The sequence below is a fragment of the Nitrosomonas sp. Nm58 genome (assembly GCF_900107335.1).
In the GTDB taxonomy this organism is placed as follows: Bacteria; Pseudomonadota; Gammaproteobacteria; order Burkholderiales; family Nitrosomonadaceae; genus Nitrosomonas.
This window is the reverse complement of record NZ_FNPQ01000011.1, coordinates 15,546-34,358: the sequence shown is the minus strand read 5'-3', so window position 1 is coordinate 34,358 and position 18,813 is coordinate 15,546. Positions and strand designations below refer to the sequence as shown.

Below are 18,813 nucleotides of genomic sequence, written 5' to 3'. Positions count from 1 at the left end.
AATATATGGTACAGCCTAAAAAAATCTTACTTGTCGATGACGACTCAGATCTTCTTGAATTACTCTCAATACGTTTAACCGCTGCGGGATTTGAAACTATCGTAGCAACCAGTGCTGAAACAGCGCTGAATTGCTTGGACATCATACGCCCCCATCTTGTCATTAGTGACATGCAAATGAGTGGGATGGACGGTATGACATTATTTGAACATATTCATCACGCTATTCCAACGCTACCGGTCATCATCCTGACAGCATATGGCACTATCCCGGATGCTGTCGCCGCAGTTCAGCGTGGTATTTTTGGTTACCTCACTAAACCTTATGATCCCAAAACCTTACTCGATCAAATTAATCGGGCATTCAGACTTACGTGCAACAACGGAAATAGCGAATCCAGTGAAGTATCACAAGTCGCATGGCGCAAAAACATCATTACCCAAAATGCTGAAATGGAAGATATTCTCACTAAAGTAGAACGGGTTGCAGAAGGAAACGCCAGTGTTCTACTTTCAGGGGAAAGTGGCGTTGGCAAAGAATTATTTGCACGCGCTATTCATCAAGCATCCAAACGTTGTTGCCAGCCCTTTGTAACCATCAATTGCGCAGCCATTCCTGAACAATTACTGGAATCCGAGCTATTTGGGCATGTCAAAGGCGCTTTTACAGGCGCTATCCGAGACCATAAAGGTTTGTTTCAATTAGCTGAAGGTGGCACGTTGTTTCTTGATGAGATTGGTGACATGCCTTTGCTACTGCAAGTAAAGTTACTGCATGCACTACAAGAGAGGGTAATCAGACCCGTCGGATCTACACAAGCAGTCCCAATTGATGTCCGGATCATTTCAGCTACCCACCGTAATCTCAAAGAGGAGATCATTGCAGGAAATTTTCGGGAGGATCTGTATTATCGGCTCTATGTAGTTGGTTTAACTATTCCCTCACTCGCTCAACGCCGTGAAGATATTCCCTTACTGGCAAATCATTTTCTTCGCGCATTTGCTGAGAAATACGAAAAAGAAATCAATGGGTTCTCTCCGGAGACAATCAATCTTCTGCTAAGTGCCTCCTGGCCAGGTAATATCCGGCAATTGATGAATGTAATAGAACAAAGCGTCGTCCTGAGTGCGAATCCTCTCATTTCATATCAACTGGTTTATGATGCGATGCATAAGGAAGAAACACAGCTCGTATCGTTCGAAGAAGCACGCAAACAGTTTGAAAGAGATTACCTGGTACGTCTGCTGAAAATGACTTCGGGTAATGTCACGCAAGCTGCCAGGTTAGCCAAGCGCAATCGGACAGAATTCTATAAACTTCTTCAAAGACATCAACTTGATTTTACCCTTTATAAACAACAAGAAAAAAACAAAGAATTGTGTTAAGAACCTTCTGCCAAGGTATAACAAAATCAACAGAGAAAATCAGGTCGGCGACCTTGTAATTTAGTAGCCAGTGTATAGGCAATCTCAAGGTCATCAGAACCCTCTGCCAGCAGGATGTTTTTTATTGCCTGATTTATAAACCATCACCTCGCGTAATATGGGCGGCGCTTCCTTCTCGGTTAACTACCAGAACACGCAAATGATAAATAGGTGTTGACTGTTCCAGAGTCAAATTAAACAGATCTCCAGAATCTGATACGCTCTGCTTTACCTCGGCTATTCGTATGGCCGGTGCGCCTGATCGGGTAAGTCATTGCGTAAAAAATAATGGGATCAATCGTGACGGTAATATCATTATCTACCCCAAGGTGATCCTCTGCTACCACTCCGCACGAGCTGACAATCAGCGCAATGCCGAAAAATTATCTCACTCAAACACTTTGTGTAGTATGCGAGCTGGATTGTGATAGCGTCTTCATTTCACCAGCGCAGGAAATTTGGCAACGATCTCGATTTCGTCATTCCCTCGCTTAACTCTGAGCGGTAACCAGGTACCCGGTGCCTGATGCTTGATCACAGCGATGATATCACCCAGTTCCTTTACCGACAGTCCAGCAATTTCCATAATAATATCGCCTTCACGCATATTGGCTGCTTCAGCTATGCTGCCTTCTTCAACCTGCAAAATACGTGCCCCCCCATCTTCCAAGGCAATCTCGTAGCGGATGCCCAATCGCTGGCGCAAAGGTGTTGTTTCTGCAGCAAAGGGGGCAATGCCAAAAACCGCACTTGCATAACCTGCAACCAGCTGATCACACGATTTGCTCTCATCCCATGGTAACAGTGAGGTAATTCTCGTGACACCCAGATCTTTCAATTGATGGGGCACACCAAAACCACGCAAAATATGCCCTGATCCCATGATACCAACAACTAGTGGGCTTTTTCCTCGACTATGCATGCCGAGCGCTGCAAGAATCTCTTGAGCCATTGCCCGATCCCATAATTGCTGGCCAACGACAAATCGTAAGAAATCGGGATCATAACGACTATCTCCTTCCTTTTTCTTGCCCTTGCGGTCATGTGACTCGTATATCGGCAACAGGAAATCGAGATATTCAGGGCTAGGAGGCGCCGGACGCGTCACCCCCTCGCGTTCATTCTCCGGAACGCCATCAAAACCTTTCTCGGATACCTGTTTCCTTAGGCGTGTATCGATATTAAGCGCTCGCATCGGGATACGATTCATGCGTGCAAAATGAAATAATGGTAGATAAAGACTCGCATCAGTTCTCCATACCGTATCCCACTCTGAAGCTTTTAGAAAGGCAGACTCAGACAGTTCGCCTGCGACCCACTGGTCGAGTACTTTCTGGATGCGGCGTGGAAACATTTCAAAACCAATCACCATATCGGGACGAGCAGCATAAAGCGCCGCCAGCATTTGCAACTGCCAACGGTGATGCTCCTGATTAACGTGTGTTTCACCCAGTAAAATGACTGATTGATCTGCTGCATGCGTCATGATCTCGGGCAAGGTAGTTGCGCCCTTGCCAGGGATAATCCAATTCGCTGCCGACACACATTCCCGCGCAGAGTTACCGATCCGGACTTCAGGTTTATGGGCCGGGATAACTTGTGCTAGCAAATTGTCGGGATATACCCCCCATGCTAATAACATTATGCTTACTAATCCGCTTCGGACACTCACTTTCAAATTAGTCATTTTTATTGATTATTCTTGAGAATATTAATGGTTTAGATTGCCACGCAGAAATACCTTCGGAAAGACAAATCCGGTTCCTAATTGATTCCAGACACCTACCCTACCCATTTACGCGCATTTCTGAACATCCTCATCCATGGAGAATCTTCTAGCCAGGTATCCACATGCCAGGAATGCTGTACAGTACGAAAAACCCGTTCCGGATGGGGCATCAGAATGGTAAACCGGCCATCCATCGAGGTCAGCCCGGTTATCCCTTGTGGCGACCCATTAGGGTTGAATGGATACCGCTCAGTTGGCGCACCTCGGTGATCAACAAAGCGTAATGCGACATAAGATAACGCCGACTCCAGTTGCTGATCACTACTGAATGCTGTATATCCTTCTCCATGGGCTACCGTGATAGGCAAGCGGCTTCCCGCCATGTCATCGAAAAAGAGTGAGGGACTGCATGGTATCTCAACCATAACAAAGCGTGCTTCGAATTGCTCGGAGAGATTACGCTCGAAATGCGGCCAGTGACCAGTACCGGGAATGATTTCATGCAAATTGCTCATCATCTGGCAACCATTGCATACACCCAACGCGAACGTATCCCTACGCTCAAAAAAAGACTGAAACTCATGATGAGCACGTGCGTTAAACAGGATAGATTTGGCCCACCCTTCACCGGCCCCCAGCACATCCCCGTAAGAAAAGCCACCACATGCAGCAAACCCCTTATAGTCACCTAAGGAAACGCGTCCAGCCATAATATCGCTCATATGCACATCAATGGCATCAAACCCGGCGCGATCAAAGGCAGCCGCCATTTCAACATGGCCATTTACACCTTGCTCGCGCAGAATAGCCATCTTGGGTCGGATGCCAGTGTGAATAAAGGGCGCAGCAATATCTTCATCGATAGCAAAAGTCAGCGCAGCACTCAGACCAGGGTCTGAGGTATCGAGAATACGATCGAATTCTTGTTGCGCACATGCTGGATTATCACGCAATTTTTGCATCTGGTATGTGGTTTCCGACCAAGCGCGCTGCAAATTAACCCGTTTCTCCTGAAAAACGATTTTATTGTTACGTAAGAAACGGATCTCATCTTGCTCATTAAGGTTTCCCAGAACAAAACTATCTTGACCTAATCCGGCTTGGGACAATGTACGTAGCACTGCCTCATGATGTTGTACTTCGGTCTGAATCACTATCCCCAATTCTTCACTGAACAAAACCGCCATCAGGCGTTCGAGAAATCTCCCATGCAGTACTTCCGGCTTGATTTCATAACCATCGACATCATTGGCCAGCGGATCAAAACACAACTGATCCAGATTGACCGTCACGCCTACATGTCCCGCGAAAGCCATCTCGCATAAGGTCACAAATAATCCACCATCTGAACGATCATGGTAAGCGACAATCTGATCCGCATCATTCAATTCCTGTATGGCTGAAAACAAACGCTTAAGCTTATCTATTTCAGCCGCACTCGATAGATCGGGTGCAATATTCCCTAACTGCCCATAAACTTGTGCCAATGCTGAGCCACCCAGGCGATTTCTCCCCCCTCCCAGATCAATCAGAATAAGTTCGGTTTCTCCACAATCAGTACGCAATTGCGGGGTGAGTGTCTTGCGTACATCGCTCACTCTTGCAAAGGCAGAAATAATCAACGATAGCGGCGCAATCACTTCTTTCTGTTCCTTGTCTTTATCTCCATTTGACTCCTGCCATGCAGTTTTCATGGACATGGAATCTTTGCCAACCGGGATGCTGATCCCGAGTTGAGGGCACAATTCCATCGCGACGGCGTGAACGGCGTCATAGAGTGCCGCATCCTCACCGGCATGTCCGGCTGCGGCCATCCAGTTGGCAGAGAGCTTGATCTCGCTAAGATGACCTATCGCAGCAGCAGCGATATTGGTAATGGCTTCCCCCACTGCCATGCGCGCTGACGCTGCCGGATCGATCAGTGCCAGGGGCGCGCGTTCACCAAGCGCAAATGCCTCGCCGAGATAGGTTTGATAACCCATGGTTGTCACTGCGACATCTGCCACCGGTATCTGCCAGGGCCCCACCATTTGATCACGCGCAGTCATTCCACCCACACTCCGATCTCCGATGGCGATCAGAAAAGTTTTATCTGCAACAGCAGGCAATCTCAGAACCCGATAGGCCGCTTCCTGCAAAGACAATCCTATCAGATCAAGAGGAACAAGCGTCTTGGAGATATGCGCTACCTTCCGCGTCATTTTGGGCGGCTTACCCAGTAATACCGAAAGCGGCATATCTATCGGTTTAGCGCTCGGTTTTTCATCAGAAACGATAAGCTGCTGCTGAACAATCGTTTCACCCACTACGGCATAGGGGCATCGCTCCCGCTCACAAATCCCCTGAAACAACGCCAAGGATTCACGCCGGATAGCGAGTACATACCGCTCCTGGGCTTCGTTACACCAGATCTGCATCGGTGACATCCCCGATTCTTCCGAAGGAATCGCACGCAAATCAAACCGTCCCCCGCACCCTGCGCCATGAACAAGCTCCGGCAATGCGTTAGACAGCCCTCCTGCACCGACATCGTGGATTGAAAGAATGAGATTGGGTTGCCCGCTCCGCTCCAGCTGCCAGCAACGATCGATCACTTCCTGCGCACGGCGCTGCATTTCTGCATTACCGCGTTGTACCGAATCGAAATCCAGCTCTTCCGTGTTAGTCCCAGTATCCATGCTGGAAGCTGCCCCACCACCCAACCCGATCAGCATGCCCGGTCCGCCCAGTTGAATCAGCAAGGCATCTGTCGAGAAACTCTGCTTCGCAGTATGCCGGTGGGAAATCTGACCGACCCCTCCTGCCAGCATGATAGGCTTGTGATAGCCGCGTATTTCCCCCGCAACGTGCGCTTCAAATGTTCGGAAATAACCTGCAAGATTAGGTCGGCCAAATTCATTATTAAACGCAGCCCCACCGATCGGTCCCACCAGCATGATTTCCAGGGCTGAAGCAATACGGGCCGGCTTGCCATAGCACTCTTGCTCATAGCCATGCCATGCCTCCCAAGGCTGAATAAAATCTGGAATACGTAGATTGGAAACAGAAAACCCGGCTAATCCTGCCTTGGGCTTGGCGCCCCGACCGGTCGCCCCTTCATCACGAATTTCTCCTCCTACTCCTGTTGCGGCGCCAGGGAAAGGAGAAATGGCCGTGGGATGATTATGAGTTTCCACTTTTATGAGCAAATGGGTAGGCTCCATTGCATAGCCATAAGCATGATGCTTCCCGGGATAAAATCGATTGATCGTTGCCCCTTCGATAATAGCGGCATTATCCGCATACGCCACAATCGTACCCTGTGGACACTGTTGATGGGTATGACGTATCATCGAAAATAGCGATTGATTCTTTGGCTCGCTATCGATAATCCAGTCCGCGTTAAAAATCTTATGTCGACAATGCTCTGAATTCGCTTGAGCAAACATCATCAACTCGACATCAGTAGGATTACGCTTAATTTCAAGAAAATAATTTATGAGATAGTCAATTTCATCAGGAGACAAGGCTAATCCCATCTCTTGATTAGCTTTGTTTAAAGCTTCAATCCCACCTTTCAGGATATCCACTTCTTTGAGAGCTGCTGGCTCAAAGTGGCGAAACAAAATCGTTGCTTCAGACAATGAATGAAAAACCGCTTCAGTCATGCGATCATGGATAACCGCTTCGATTGCACGCTTATTCTCATGAGAAAGGGCCGTTTCATGCTGAATATAAAATGCAATACCCCGCTCTACTCTTTCAGTTATATCAAGTCCGCAATGATGAGCAATGTCCGTTGCTTTGGATGACCAAGGTGAAATGGTGCCGGGGCGCGGTAACACCAGTAAAAGCTCACCCTTTGGCACATGTGATTGACGAGCTGGCTCAATGTTGAGTAACTTCTGCAGAATGTTTAATTCATCCTGATCCAAATCGCGGCTGGTTTCACAAAAATACCAGTATTCGGCGTCAATAGCCGAAAATTGCGGTACGATGGCTTTGATCAGATCAGATAATTTTTGTAACCGAAATTGGGATAGTGCCTTATGGCCTCGAAATTGGAGCATCAAAAAAATAGTCCGTTGAATTGAGAATAATAATTTTACACGAGAAGGCGCACAATCAGATGAATAACCCGACCCCTGTCTATTCCACCCCTGAAATTCGTGAAATCGAGCAGCTCGCTGCCGCCCTGCCTAATTCTCCTAGTTTAATGGAAAAAGCCGGCTTAGCTGCTGCGTATATCGTCAAGGATAGATTACTGGTTAACGATAAAAACAAAGTGCTGGTGCTAGCCGGGCCAGGTAATAACGGGGGAGATGCCTTTGTCGCAGCACGCCATCTGCATGCATGGGGTTTTCAGGTTACTACGGTTTTCACTGGAGCATCCTCCCATTTATCTCAGGACGCTGGCCGGGCGTTAGAAAACTGGCTGCGTGCAGGAGGCAAATTGCATAGTGAAATCCCGTCTTCGGGGCTATGGCATGTCGTCATCGATGGCCTATTTGGCATTGGCCTAAACCCTGCAAAACATCCATTGGGTGAAAAATACCAGCATCTGATCAAAGCCGTCAATAACATGAATTTACCGGTGCTTGCGCTCGATATTCCAAGTGGTCTTAGCGCAGATAGCGGAGTTGCCCCTAATGCTGCCGTCAAAGCAACGATCACGGTTACTTTTATCGGTCTGAAGCCAGGTCTTCTGACACATGAGGGCTGCGAATATTCTGGGGAAATCATTCTGTGCAATCTGGATCTTGATGCAATTTCCATGCCCCCCCCCCGATCATGGTTGCTCGACGAAACCATGATAAAAAGATTATTGCCTGCCCCTCGCCCAATTAACAGCCACAAAGGAGTTTTTGGCAGTGTTGGCATTATTGGTGGATCATCGGGCATGGTAGGAGCAGCGCTATTAGCAGGGTCAGCTGCACTTAAATTAGGAGCCGGACGCGTCTACCTTGGCCTGATTGTCGATCAACCGATCAGTATTGATCCCACTCAACCAGAACTCATGCTGCGATCGGTTGATGATCTCTTCGAACTGAATCACTTAAATTGCCTGATCGTGGGTCCAGGATTGGGAAAGGAAATCGCTGCCTGTCTTTACCTGGAGAAGGCCTTACATACCTCCTTACCGCTGGTATTGGATGCAGATGCACTCAATCTCATTGCCTGCTATCCTGAACTTGCCAGCACGTTACGCATGCGCAAAGCTCCGTCTATCCTCACGCCTCATGCTGCTGAAACGGCGCGGCTGCTCAATACTGATATTGCTACTGTTCAGAGCCATCGTATGCAAGCAGCAGAGAATTTAGTCAAGGATTTTAACTGCTCACTTGTACTAAAAGGAGCAGGCAGCATTTGCATGCTGCCAAACGGTCATTGTTACTTCAATACCAGCGGCAATCCAGGTTTGAGCAGTGCAGGAACGGGCGATGTGCTGTCCGGTATGATAGGGGCCTTACTCGCACAGGGAGTATCTTCAGAGAATGCACTGTTACTGGCAGTTTATCTGCATGGTGCAGCAGCAGATAATTTACTTGAAACGCTGCATGGCCCGATAGGAATGACAGCATCAGAAATTATTCATTCAGCCCGTCATTTGCTCAACCAGTGGATCTATGGTCATGACGCCCAGCTCAGATATTCCCACACTCATAGCATTTATTGATTATTCCTTCCCAGCGTCAACTGAGAAACTGGAATCTCATTGCTTTCAGTTAGAAAGCATTACTGACGGCGCCAGGTTGTACCCTGCGCGCCATCTTCCAGAATAATGCCTACGTCCAAAAGCTGTTTACGAATATTGTCAGCCTGAACAAAATTTCGCTTTCTTCGCGCTTCCAAACGCTGCTGAATCATTCGTTCGATATCTTCTTGCGAAAACAGGCTTTTTTCCGTTGAAAAATCATATTGTAGATATTTTTGTGGATTTTGCTGCAACAACCCCAATATCCCGCCCAATGTTTTAAGCAGTGTTGCATGCTGGAAACTACTTGTTCTATTAATCTCCCCTGCGAGATCAAACAGGACAGCGATGACTTCAGGAGTATTGAAATCGTCATTCATCGCAGCCATAAAACGTTTAGCATAAGGATCATCCCAGCTTATTTCAGTAGTGACTGGCACGTCATACTCTTTTAACGCGATATAAAGCCGATCAAGTGCATTCTTGGCATCGTTCAGATGTTCATCTGAGTAATTCAACGGACTACGATAATGTGCACGCAAAATAAAAAAACGCACGACTTCTGGTTGATAGCGTGTCAGAACTTCCCGTACTGTGAAAAAATTTCCCAATGATTTCGACATCTTCTCGTTATCAACACGCACAAAGCCATTATGCATCCAATAATTAACATAAGGATGATCATGTGCGCCCTCGCTTTGTGCTATTTCATTCTCGTGATGAGGAAATTGCAGATCCTGGCCACCACCATGAATGTCAAAATGCTCACCCAGATAATGCTCACTCATCGCTGAACATTCAATATGCCAACCCGGGCGCCCCTTTCCCCATGGGGAATCCCAGCAGGGCTCATCTGGTTTAGTCGCTTTCCATAGAACAAAATCCAATGGATCTTTTTTATTGAGATCGATCTCCACCCGCTCGCCCGCACGCAGATCTTCGAGTGATTTCCCAGAAAGCTTTCCGTAATCAGGGAATTGGTGGACAGCATAAAATACATCCCCATTATCTGCGGCGTATGCAAATCCCTTTTGAATAAGGATACGAATCATGGTGATCATACTTTCAACACATTGTGTTGCACGCGGTTCGTGCGTAGGTTGCGCAACACCCAGCATTGCCGCATCTACATGCATGGCCTCGATAAAACGTTTGGTCAGGGTATCGATTGATTCACCATTTTCATGAGCACGCTTAATGATTTTGTCATCAATATCCGTGATATTACGCACATAAGTCACTTTAAAGCCAACCATTTTTAGCCAGCGCACAACCGTATCAAAGACTACCATAACACGCGCATGGCCCAGATGACAGAAATCATACACGGTCATACCGCACACATACATTTTGACTTCACCAGGTATTAAAGGAATAAAATTCTGTTTTTTTCGAGTCAGGGTGTTATAAATTTTAAGCATCACAGCGAATGAATAATTGTGAGAGAAACGATCTTCTTGGTAAAATTCGCGAATCACAGAATTTTATATTTAATAAAAAGATAAAACTCCATCTTACCTCATAGCAAAACCGTGGGATTGTAACATAAGGAAGAGATTACTTTCTGACGCGGCGCATGCACTTACTGAACAGGAATTACCATGACCCGATTTCTCTCCGTCTTCTTACTGATGATCAGCACTACTCTTTTTGCTGCTCAGCCAGAAATCAGAATCAATACCAGTCTTGGCTCGATCACTTTGGAACTCTATGCTGATAAAGCACCTAAAACAGTAGAGAATTTCTTAAGTTACGTAAATGAAGGTTTTTATAATGGAACCATATTTCATCGTGTTATCGCAAACTTCATGATCCAAGGAGGAGGATTCGATCAGTCGCTCATCCAGAAACCAACTAAACAGCCTATCGAGAATGAGGCTGCTAATGGCCTAAGAAATGAGATTGGTACAATCGCCATGGCAAGAACCGGTGATCCACACTCTGCAACAGCACAATTCTTTATCAACGTTGCGAATAATTCATTTCTCAATCACACTGCCCAGACTATACAGGGCTATGGCTATACGGTGTTTGGCAAAGTAACCAAAGGCATGGATGTCGTCAATAAAATAGCAGCAACACCCACTGGACCGAAGGGAATTTTTGCTAGCGACGTTCCCAAAAATATGATAGTAATTGAATCAATCGAGCTTCTCGCAACCCCATCTGATCATTAACTTAGGAATAAATATGATAAAGCTGCATACAAATTATGGCATCATCGCGATAGAGCTGGATAATGACAAAGCGCCTGTGACTGCACAAAATTTTCTAAATTATGTTAATAGCGGGCATTATAACAACACTTTGTTTCATCGCGTCATAGACGGATTTATGATCCAAGGCGGTGGCTACGAGCCCGGCATGAGGCAGAAAAAGACACTGGCTCCTATCAAGAATGAAGCTGCCAATGGTCTCAAGAATGATACCTATACCATTGCCATGGCAAGAACATCCGATGTTGACTCAGCGACTTCACAGTTTTTTATTAATGTTAGCGATAATAATTTTCTCAACTATACAGCGCCTACCTCTCAGGGGTTTGGCTACTGCGTTTTTGGTAAGGTAGTAGAAGGAAAAGACGTAGTTGATAAGATTAAGAAGGTAAAAACTGGAGACCATGCTGGGCACCAGAATGTTCCGTTAGAAGATGTAGTGATCACAAAAACTGAGATCTGCTAAAGTAATCAAATTACGACGATAATCCCCGTGCCAGATCTGCTTTAATGTCTTGCGGGGATTCTAGACCTACTGCGATACGCAGTAAACCATCACTAATCCCTGCAGCATCACGCGCTTCTTGACTGATTCGACCATGAGTCGTAGTAGCTGGATGAGTAATCGTGCTCTTTGCATCCCCAAGATTTGCTGTGATTGAAATTAATCTTGTACCATCTATCACACGCCAAGCCACTTCTTTTCCACCTTTTACTTCAAAAGTGACGATACCTCCACCGGTTCTTTGTTGGCGCTTAGCAAGCTCATACTGCGGATGCGATGTTAAACCCGGATAAAAAACACGCGAAACACCCGGCTGCACTTCCAGCCAACGTGCGATCTCCATGGCATGCGCAGAGTGGGCATCCATCCTGATTTTAAGGGTCTCCAGTCCTTTCAGGATAACCCAGGCATTGAATGCACTCAATGTAGGGCCTGCTGTCCGCAAAAAACCGAAAATACCTCCGTCCATCAGTAAATCACGTTTACCCAATACTGCCCCACCGAGCACTCGCCCTTGTCCATCTAAATACTTGGTTGCAGAGTGGATCACTAGATCAGCGCCTAATTCTAAAGGTTTCTGCAATATAGGCGTGCAAAAGCAATTATCTACCACCAACCATGCATTTACTCCCTTTGCAATTGCTGCTAGAGCTGGAATATCAGAAATCTCAGTCAGTGGATTAGAAGGCGTTTCTAAAAATAGAAGTTTTGTATTAGTCCTGACTGCTGAATGCCATTCATTAATATCCGTAGCAGATACAAAAGTCGTTTCAATATTGAACCGATTGAGAATATTCGTAAAGAGACTAACCGTTGTACCGAATAAACTACGCGAGGCAATAATATGATCTCCCGCTGAGAGTAATCCCAGCACACAGGCAAGTATAGCTGACATCCCCGAAGAAGTTGCCACACACGCTTCCGCGCCCTCCAGCACGGCAAGTCGCTCTTGCATGGCCGTGACCGTGGGATTTGTAAAACGAGAGTAAATATTTCCAGGGTCCTTACCTGAAAACCGTACAGCTGCCTGGGCGGCACTCTCAAAGACAAAGCTTGAGGTAAGATACATTGCCTCAGAATGTTCATTGAATTGACTGCGATGAATACCCGTATGAAGCGCTAACGTTTCTGGCTCTAAATCATCCGACATATTGACTTTCCTCTAAATTAAGTCTGCTTACCTGTTACAGAAAACTGATGCAGTATTCTCCTTGATCAAACTGGTCTTGTCTTCTATTGATCTGCCAATACCAAACCCAAATCAAGTTGTGTGCTATGTCTACTAGATCGCGATATTTTTATACCCGAATTACGCTGCGTTTCAATTCTGGCTAGATATTCCTGAGTGACATCCTTGGTTATATAATTCCCATCAAAGCAGGAAGTTTCAAAATTCTTTACTTGTAAGTCAACCGATGATATTGCATTCTTGAGAGATTCGAGATCCTGGTAAACAAGACCATCTGCTCCGATCTCATGACAAATCTCGTCATCACCCCGATCAGTTGCAATCAACTCCTGACGAGTTGGCATATCAATCCCATAAACATTAGGAAAGCGAACGGGGGGTGCTGCAGATGCAAAATATATCTTATGTGCGCCTGCTTCTTGCGCCATTTGCACGATTTCTCGGCTGGTCGTTCCTCTAACGATCGAATCATCTACCAGCAATACATTCTTACCACGAAATTCTACACTGATTGCATTGAGCTTCTGTCGTACCGATCTGCGCCGATGCTGCTGACCTGGCATAATAAAAGTTCTACCAATGTAACGATTCTTAACAAATCCTTCACGAAAATTAATACCGAGATGATTAGCCAATTGTAAAGCACTTGGGCGACTTGACTCTGGAATAGGAATCACAACGTCAATATCAAGATGCTGCATCGTTTTATTTATTTTATCAGCTAGACTACTCCCCATATTGAGCCGAGTTTCATATACGGAGATACCATCCATAATTGAATCTGGACGTGCCAGATAAACATACTCAAAAATACATGGATTGAGACTAGGGCTGATTGAACACTGCTTGCTATAAAAACTGCCTTTCTCATCGATAAAAATTGCTTCACCTGGCGCAACATCACGAATCAATTTGAATCCCAGTGTATCAAGTGCCACACTTTCCGATGCCACCATATACTCAGTTCCATGATCTGTTTCTACCGCTCCAAAAACTAAAGGACGAATTCCATAAGGATCCCGAAAAGCTAGTAGACCATAACCTGCAATCATTGCTATCACTGAATAGGCACCCTGACAACGGCGATGTACTCCAGAAACTGCAGTAAAAATTGTTGCAGGATCCAACTGATAACTCGTTGTGCACTCCTGCAATTCATGCGCCAACACATTCAATAATACTTCTGAATCAGAATGAGTATTGACATGACGCCGATCAGACTGAAATAACTCTTTGTTAAGCTCATCAGCATTAGTCAAATTGCCGTTATGCCCCAATACAATCCCAAATGGAGAATTGACATAGAATGGCTGGGCTTCGGCTGGCGATTCTGCGGAACCAGCCGTAGGATAGCGCACATGACCTATCCCCATATTACCCAGCAGAGCGCGCATATTACGGGTGCGGAAAACATCCCTTACCATGCCCAACCCTTTATGCATATGGAAAGTATTTTCCTGAGCGGTAACAATGCCAGCCGCATCCTGTCCACGATGCTGCAACATTAACAATCCATCATAAAGCAACTGGCTGGCTGGCGATTGAGCAACTACACCGAGAATCCCACACATAATTACCCCCGGAATAAGCTTAGGTTACAGAGAAAATAAGTAAACTCTTGCATAATAAGTCTGGAAGGCTCAAATAGATACTATTTTATTTCTATACGACTAGTGGATTTAGCTAATCAATCTCAGAAATACGTCTTGATCATCGACTAAAACTAATATGCTCTTTGAGATCCTGTGGCAACCAGGGAATAGCTTGTGTCGCCATCATTTCTAGTGGTTCCCTCAATAAGGCCTGCTGCCAGAAAGATTGTTGCGGCAAACTGGTAAAACCAGCAGTCAATATCATAAATAGAACAATTAACAATCCACGTGAAAAACCAAATACAGCACCTAGAGCCCTATCAATAAGACCGAGGCCAACGCTTCTGACCAATTTAGACAACAGCATTGACCCCACCATAACTACTACTAAAGCCACAAAAAAAGTCATCACAAACACAATCAACATACGTAATGACTCATCTTCAATGGTTTGCGGTAATAACGACTCAAAATTTACCGCATAGTGACTTGCCACAAAGAAAGCAATGATCCAACCAAGCAGCGATACTACTTCACGTACGACACCACGGGTGATACTAAGAAGGACAGAAACAAAAATTATACCTAGAACAATATAATCAAAAATAGTCATTACCGTCACTTAGAAATAAGATGAGTATGAATAGGCTCAAATTACCTACTTGTCACAACACCACTCAATCCTATTTTCTTTAGTTGCTCATACCCTTCTTCCGCTGCCTTCCGTGTTGGAAAAGGACCAACACGCACGCGGACCATTTCATTATTGCCTACTTTTATGGTCTCAATGTAAGCATTAACGCCGCTAGCTGCAAGATTTTGTTGTTGTTGCTTTGCTTTAGTCGCATCAGCAAATGCGCCCAACTGGATTACAAACGCTCCCTCAGCTTTTGGAGAACTCATTTTTGCAGAATCGCCTTTCGGAGAATCAGTTCTAGTAACTTGAGTTGTAGGTTTGGTATATTGGGGTTTGGAAGAAGGTATGGGGATACGTGAAGTATTATACAATTCAGCCGATTCCTCATCTGTCTGGGAAAACTCTGGCGTACTGAATGGCAATGGCTCTTCTGATCTCGTATTTGCATTGATATCATGATCAAGTGATTCGCCAGGCATCATCCAAGGAGAGGATTCACTCGCCAAATCCTCAGACGGAATAAGAATATCAACTTCTTGCTGCTCCTGTTTAGGTTCACTGTCAAGAATCATTGGTAAAAATACAACCGATAAGATGACTAATGTAACAGCCCCCACTACACGTCTTCGCGCACGTTTCCTCAGCAGCGCTTCTTCTTCACTAATATTTCTGACCATTTGAGTTACCTTTTGATCATTTATAACTTAGCTCCTCTATAATACCGCTAATACAGCACTTACTGTATAAAACGAACCAAAGACGCATATTCTATCATTTTCAGTAGCATGCTCACGAGCAAATACATAAGCTGTCATGGCATTTGGAAAAGCACGGATCTTATCCTCATTTGTTATTCCGATTTTTTTTAATGCCTGAATGATTTCATCAGATGAAGCGCCACGAGCTATATCAGTACTTGCTACCAACCATGTGTCCACATACTTTTTCAAAGCCTGCACAACAGAAGCAATATCCTTGTCCTTCAACATTCCAATAACCCCATAAGTATACTGATGAAAGCCTAAAGCGCCAAGATTATCAGCCAGTACCCGTGCAGCCGCAGGATTATGCGCTACATCTAGAATCGTTGCTGGTTTTCCTGGTAAAACCTGAAATCTACCTGGCAAGGATATTTCCAGCAGACCTCGCCGCACATCACTTGCAGTAACTGGCAGTTTGTCTCTGAGCACACTCAATGCAGTTAAACAGATACTGGCATTTTTTAATTGATAAATTCCACGTAAGGCAGGGTGGGGCAAGGAAGAATAGCCACCTACTGGCCCCTTATAATCCCACTGAATCTTGTCAACTTTATAATTAAAATCATCACCAATACAAAAAAATTTTGCATCTATTGCATTTATCTGTTTACGTACGACTTCCGGAAGATTTGGCTCACCACAGATAGCAATTTTATTTTTCCTAAAAATACCTATCTTTTCAATTCCGATTTCTTCCCGTGTACTACCGAGATAATCCATATGATCTAAATCAATATTAGTCAGGATGGCACAGTCTGCATCAAACACATTGACAGCATCTAGACGCCCGCCTAATCCTACCTCTAAAATCGCGACATCCACTTTGGACTGAGTGAACAAATGCATTGCCGCCAAAGTCCCAAATTCAAAATAGGTCAAAGAGGTATCACAACGAAGCCTTGCTGATTCTATGACATCAAAAGCGTAACAAAGCTCCTCGTCTGAGACTGCTTTTTGTTCAATACGAACGCGCTCGTTATATTTCAGCAGATGAGGAGAGGTATAACATCCCACGCGATATCCAGCACAACTGAGAATTGATTCAAGCATGGCACAGGTTGAACCTTTTCCATTGGTACCTCCGACCGCAATAAGTGGAAATGTGGGAATAAGACCCACAGTGTCTTTCACCTGCCTTACCCGAACCAACCCCATATCAATGACTTTGGGATGAAGATGTTCAAGGTACAACAACCAATCAGTTAACGAAGTGAGTTTTGCGGTTTTTTCCGCCATCGAGATATCTCAACGAGGCTAAAGATTCTTGAATAGCTATAGGGTTATGCTATCCACCAATCAGATCTAGCATTAATATAATTACGTATCAAATTTATCTCTAATCAAGAGAGGGCGTTACCGTTTGCTGAGATACGGGAACCGGTGTACGCATTAACAATGTACATAAATTAACTAACTTCTCACGCATTCCTCTACGATCGACAATTAAATCCACTGCACCATGCTCTAGCAAAAATTCAGCTCTCTGAAAACCATTGGGAAGTGTCTGACGCACCGTTTGTTCAATTACACGCGGTCCTGCAAAACCAATTAACGCCCCCGGCTCGGCAATAACGATATCTCCAATAAAAGCAAAGCTCGCTGATACACCACCCATGGTCGGATCAGTCAATATCGAAATAAAAGGTAATTTCTCTTTACTCAGCCGGGTAAGCGCCGCCGATGTTTTTGCCATCTGCATCAGGGAGAACAGTCCTTCCTGCATGCGCGCACCTCCACTCGCTGCAAAGCACACAAAAGGCAAATGTTGCTCGATACACACTTGTACAGCACGGACAAAGCGTTCACCCACGACAGATCCCATGGACCCTCCCATGAAACCAAACTCGAAAGCTGCCACAACCACTGGTATCGCCTTGATATTACCCTGCATGACTACCAGGGCATCATCTTCATTCGTACTCTGATTGGCTTGTGTCAATCGATCGGTATAACGCTTACTGTCTTTAAATTTGAGTGGATCTTGAGGCGCTACTTCCGCTCCGATTTCTTTACGCCCTTCCGGATCCAGTAATATATCAATTCGTTTTCTGGCAGAAATACGATTATGATAAGCGCACTTAGGACAAACATCTAAGTTTTTAACCAGATCGGTGCAATACAATACTGCCTCACAAGAAGCGCATTTACTCCATAATCCTCCTGGCACTGCCTTCTTTTCACCATTTTCTTTACGCTTGATTTTAGGGGGAATAATGCGTTGGAACCAACTCATAGCTTTCTAACACTCATCATTTGAGATACTCGTATTGTTAATTTCATTAAGCGCAGCACGCAGAGATCTCACTAAGTTACTAACATTATCCAACAAAGCAGAGCGAGTGGAATTTTCGATTTCTTCAATAATGCGACTTCCCACAACCACTGCATCAGCCAGCTCCGCCACTGTCTTTGCTGCGGCTCTATCCCGGATCCCGAAACCCACTCCAATAGGAATAGAGATGCATGCACGCACCTCTGCCAGTTTATCGCGCACATCACCTAAATCAAGATGTGAGGCTCCTGTGACACCTTTCAATGACACATAGTAAACAAAACCTTTTGCCAATTTCGCTACTTTCTCTACTCGAGCTTTAGGTGTGGTCGGCGACAATAAAAAAATAGGATCAATCTCTTGATCTTTAAGTTGCTGCACCCATTCCTCACATTCCTCCGGCGGATAATCAACAATTAAAATACCATCCACCCCGGCTTCCTTTGCCGCCACTGCAAAATTGCCACGTCCCATCGCCTCGACTGGATTAGCATAACCCATTAATACCACAGGAGTTGCCGTATTTGTTTTTCTAAATTCAGCTACCATCGCCAACACATCTTTTAAACCAACATGATGCTGCAACGCCCTTTCGGATGAACGCTGAATAGTCGGACCATCTGCCATAGGATCAGAAAATGGTACTCCTAGCTCAATAATATCAGCCCCTGCTTGCACCAGATCATGCATCAGCATAACTGTCATTACCGGTTCTGGATCACCCGCAGTAATAAATGGAATCAGCGCTTTTTTATTTTGGGCTTTGAATGCAGAGAAAGTCGATGCAATACGATTCATCTTCAAATAAGTATTA

The 18,813-nt window shown here is 45.2% G+C and carries 14 protein-coding genes; 4 read left to right on the top strand and 10 right to left on the bottom strand.

Features of this window, described 5'->3' with window-relative positions; genetic code table 11:
• The first annotated feature begins 5 nt into the window (after nucleotides 1–5).
• Entirely contained in the window at nucleotides 6–1,385 is a 1,380-nt protein-coding gene (locus BLW34_RS06205; protein ID WP_090577050.1) for a sigma 54-interacting transcriptional regulator, read from the top strand.
• 475 nt (nucleotides 1,386–1,860) lie between these two features.
• On the opposite strand, the gene BLW34_RS06200 is transcribed toward BLW34_RS06205, so the two are convergent.
• Both BLW34_RS06200 and purL read right to left on the bottom strand, forming a co-directional pair.
• Nucleotides 1,861–3,066, bottom strand: coding sequence for a ChaN family lipoprotein (locus BLW34_RS06200; protein WP_256203626.1), 1,206 nt, complete (start codon nucleotides 3,064–3,066; stop codon nucleotides 1,861–1,863).
• A gap of 140 nt (nucleotides 3,067–3,206) precedes the next feature.
• Nucleotides 3,207–7,202, bottom strand: coding sequence for a phosphoribosylformylglycinamidine synthase (purL, locus tag BLW34_RS06195; RefSeq protein ID WP_090577044.1), 3,996 nt, complete (start codon nucleotides 7,200–7,202; stop codon nucleotides 3,207–3,209).
• 59 nt (nucleotides 7,203–7,261) lie between these two features.
• Here purL and BLW34_RS06190 point away from each other — a divergent pair, with 59 nt between their 5' ends.
• The gene (locus tag BLW34_RS06190; RefSeq protein ID WP_090577041.1) at nucleotides 7,262–8,809 is read left to right on the top strand and encodes an NAD(P)H-hydrate dehydratase; all 1,548 of its coding nucleotides are present in this window, start codon (nucleotides 7,262–7,264) and stop codon (nucleotides 8,807–8,809) included.
• A gap of 59 nt (nucleotides 8,810–8,868) precedes the next feature.
• Here BLW34_RS06190 and cysS read toward each other — a convergent pair whose 3' ends face one another.
• The gene (cysS, locus tag BLW34_RS06185; RefSeq protein WP_090577151.1) at nucleotides 8,869–10,248 is read right to left on the bottom strand and encodes a cysteine--tRNA ligase; all 1,380 of its coding nucleotides are present in this window, start codon (nucleotides 10,246–10,248) and stop codon (nucleotides 8,869–8,871) included.
• Nucleotides 10,249–10,428: 180 nt separating this feature from the next.
• On the opposite strand from cysS, the gene BLW34_RS06180 reads away from it, so the two are divergent.
• Nucleotides 10,429–11,004 carry a peptidylprolyl isomerase gene (locus tag BLW34_RS06180; RefSeq protein WP_090539672.1) on the top strand — a complete coding sequence of 192 codons (576 nt, stop codon included), beginning with the start codon at nucleotides 10,429–10,431 and terminating at the stop codon, nucleotides 11,002–11,004.
• Nucleotides 11,005–11,017: 13 nt separating this feature from the next.
• Nucleotides 11,018–11,509 carry a peptidylprolyl isomerase gene (locus BLW34_RS06175; RefSeq protein WP_090577038.1) on the top strand — a complete coding sequence of 164 codons (492 nt, stop codon included), beginning with the start codon at nucleotides 11,018–11,020 and terminating at the stop codon, nucleotides 11,507–11,509.
• Nucleotides 11,510–11,519: 10 nt separating this feature from the next.
• Here BLW34_RS06175 and BLW34_RS06170 read toward each other — a convergent pair whose 3' ends face one another.
• The 7 genes from BLW34_RS06170 to trpA form a co-directional block, all read right to left on the bottom strand.
• Nucleotides 11,520–12,698, bottom strand: a complete 1,179-nt coding sequence (locus BLW34_RS06170) for an O-succinylhomoserine sulfhydrylase (protein ID WP_090577035.1) — start codon at nucleotides 12,696–12,698, stop codon at nucleotides 11,520–11,522.
• A gap of 83 nt (nucleotides 12,699–12,781) precedes the next feature.
• On the bottom strand, nucleotides 12,782–14,308 hold the full coding sequence (gene purF, locus BLW34_RS06165; RefSeq protein WP_090577032.1) for an amidophosphoribosyltransferase: 1,527 nt from the start codon (nucleotides 14,306–14,308) through the stop codon (nucleotides 12,782–12,784).
• Between the two features lie 139 nt (nucleotides 14,309–14,447).
• Nucleotides 14,448–14,942: a CvpA family protein gene (locus BLW34_RS06160; protein ID WP_090577029.1), complete on the bottom strand. Its 495-nt coding sequence runs from the start codon at nucleotides 14,940–14,942 to the stop codon at nucleotides 14,448–14,450.
• 41 nt (nucleotides 14,943–14,983) lie between these two features.
• Nucleotides 14,984–15,643, bottom strand: a complete 660-nt coding sequence (locus BLW34_RS06155) for an SPOR domain-containing protein (RefSeq protein WP_090577025.1) — start codon at nucleotides 15,641–15,643, stop codon at nucleotides 14,984–14,986.
• Between the two features lie 36 nt (nucleotides 15,644–15,679).
• The gene (gene folC, locus BLW34_RS06150) at nucleotides 15,680–16,963 is read right to left on the bottom strand and encodes a bifunctional tetrahydrofolate synthase/dihydrofolate synthase (protein WP_090577022.1); all 1,284 of its coding nucleotides are present in this window, start codon (nucleotides 16,961–16,963) and stop codon (nucleotides 15,680–15,682) included.
• Nucleotides 16,964–17,063: 100 nt separating this feature from the next.
• Entirely contained in the window at nucleotides 17,064–17,960 is an 897-nt protein-coding gene (gene accD / locus BLW34_RS06145) for an acetyl-CoA carboxylase, carboxyltransferase subunit beta (RefSeq protein ID WP_090577019.1), read from the bottom strand.
• A 6-nt stretch (nucleotides 17,961–17,966) separates the two neighbouring features.
• Nucleotides 17,967–18,797 carry a tryptophan synthase subunit alpha gene (trpA, locus tag BLW34_RS06140; RefSeq protein WP_090577016.1) on the bottom strand — a complete coding sequence of 277 codons (831 nt, stop codon included), beginning with the start codon at nucleotides 18,795–18,797 and terminating at the stop codon, nucleotides 17,967–17,969.
• Nucleotides 18,798–18,813: the final 16 nt, after the last annotated feature.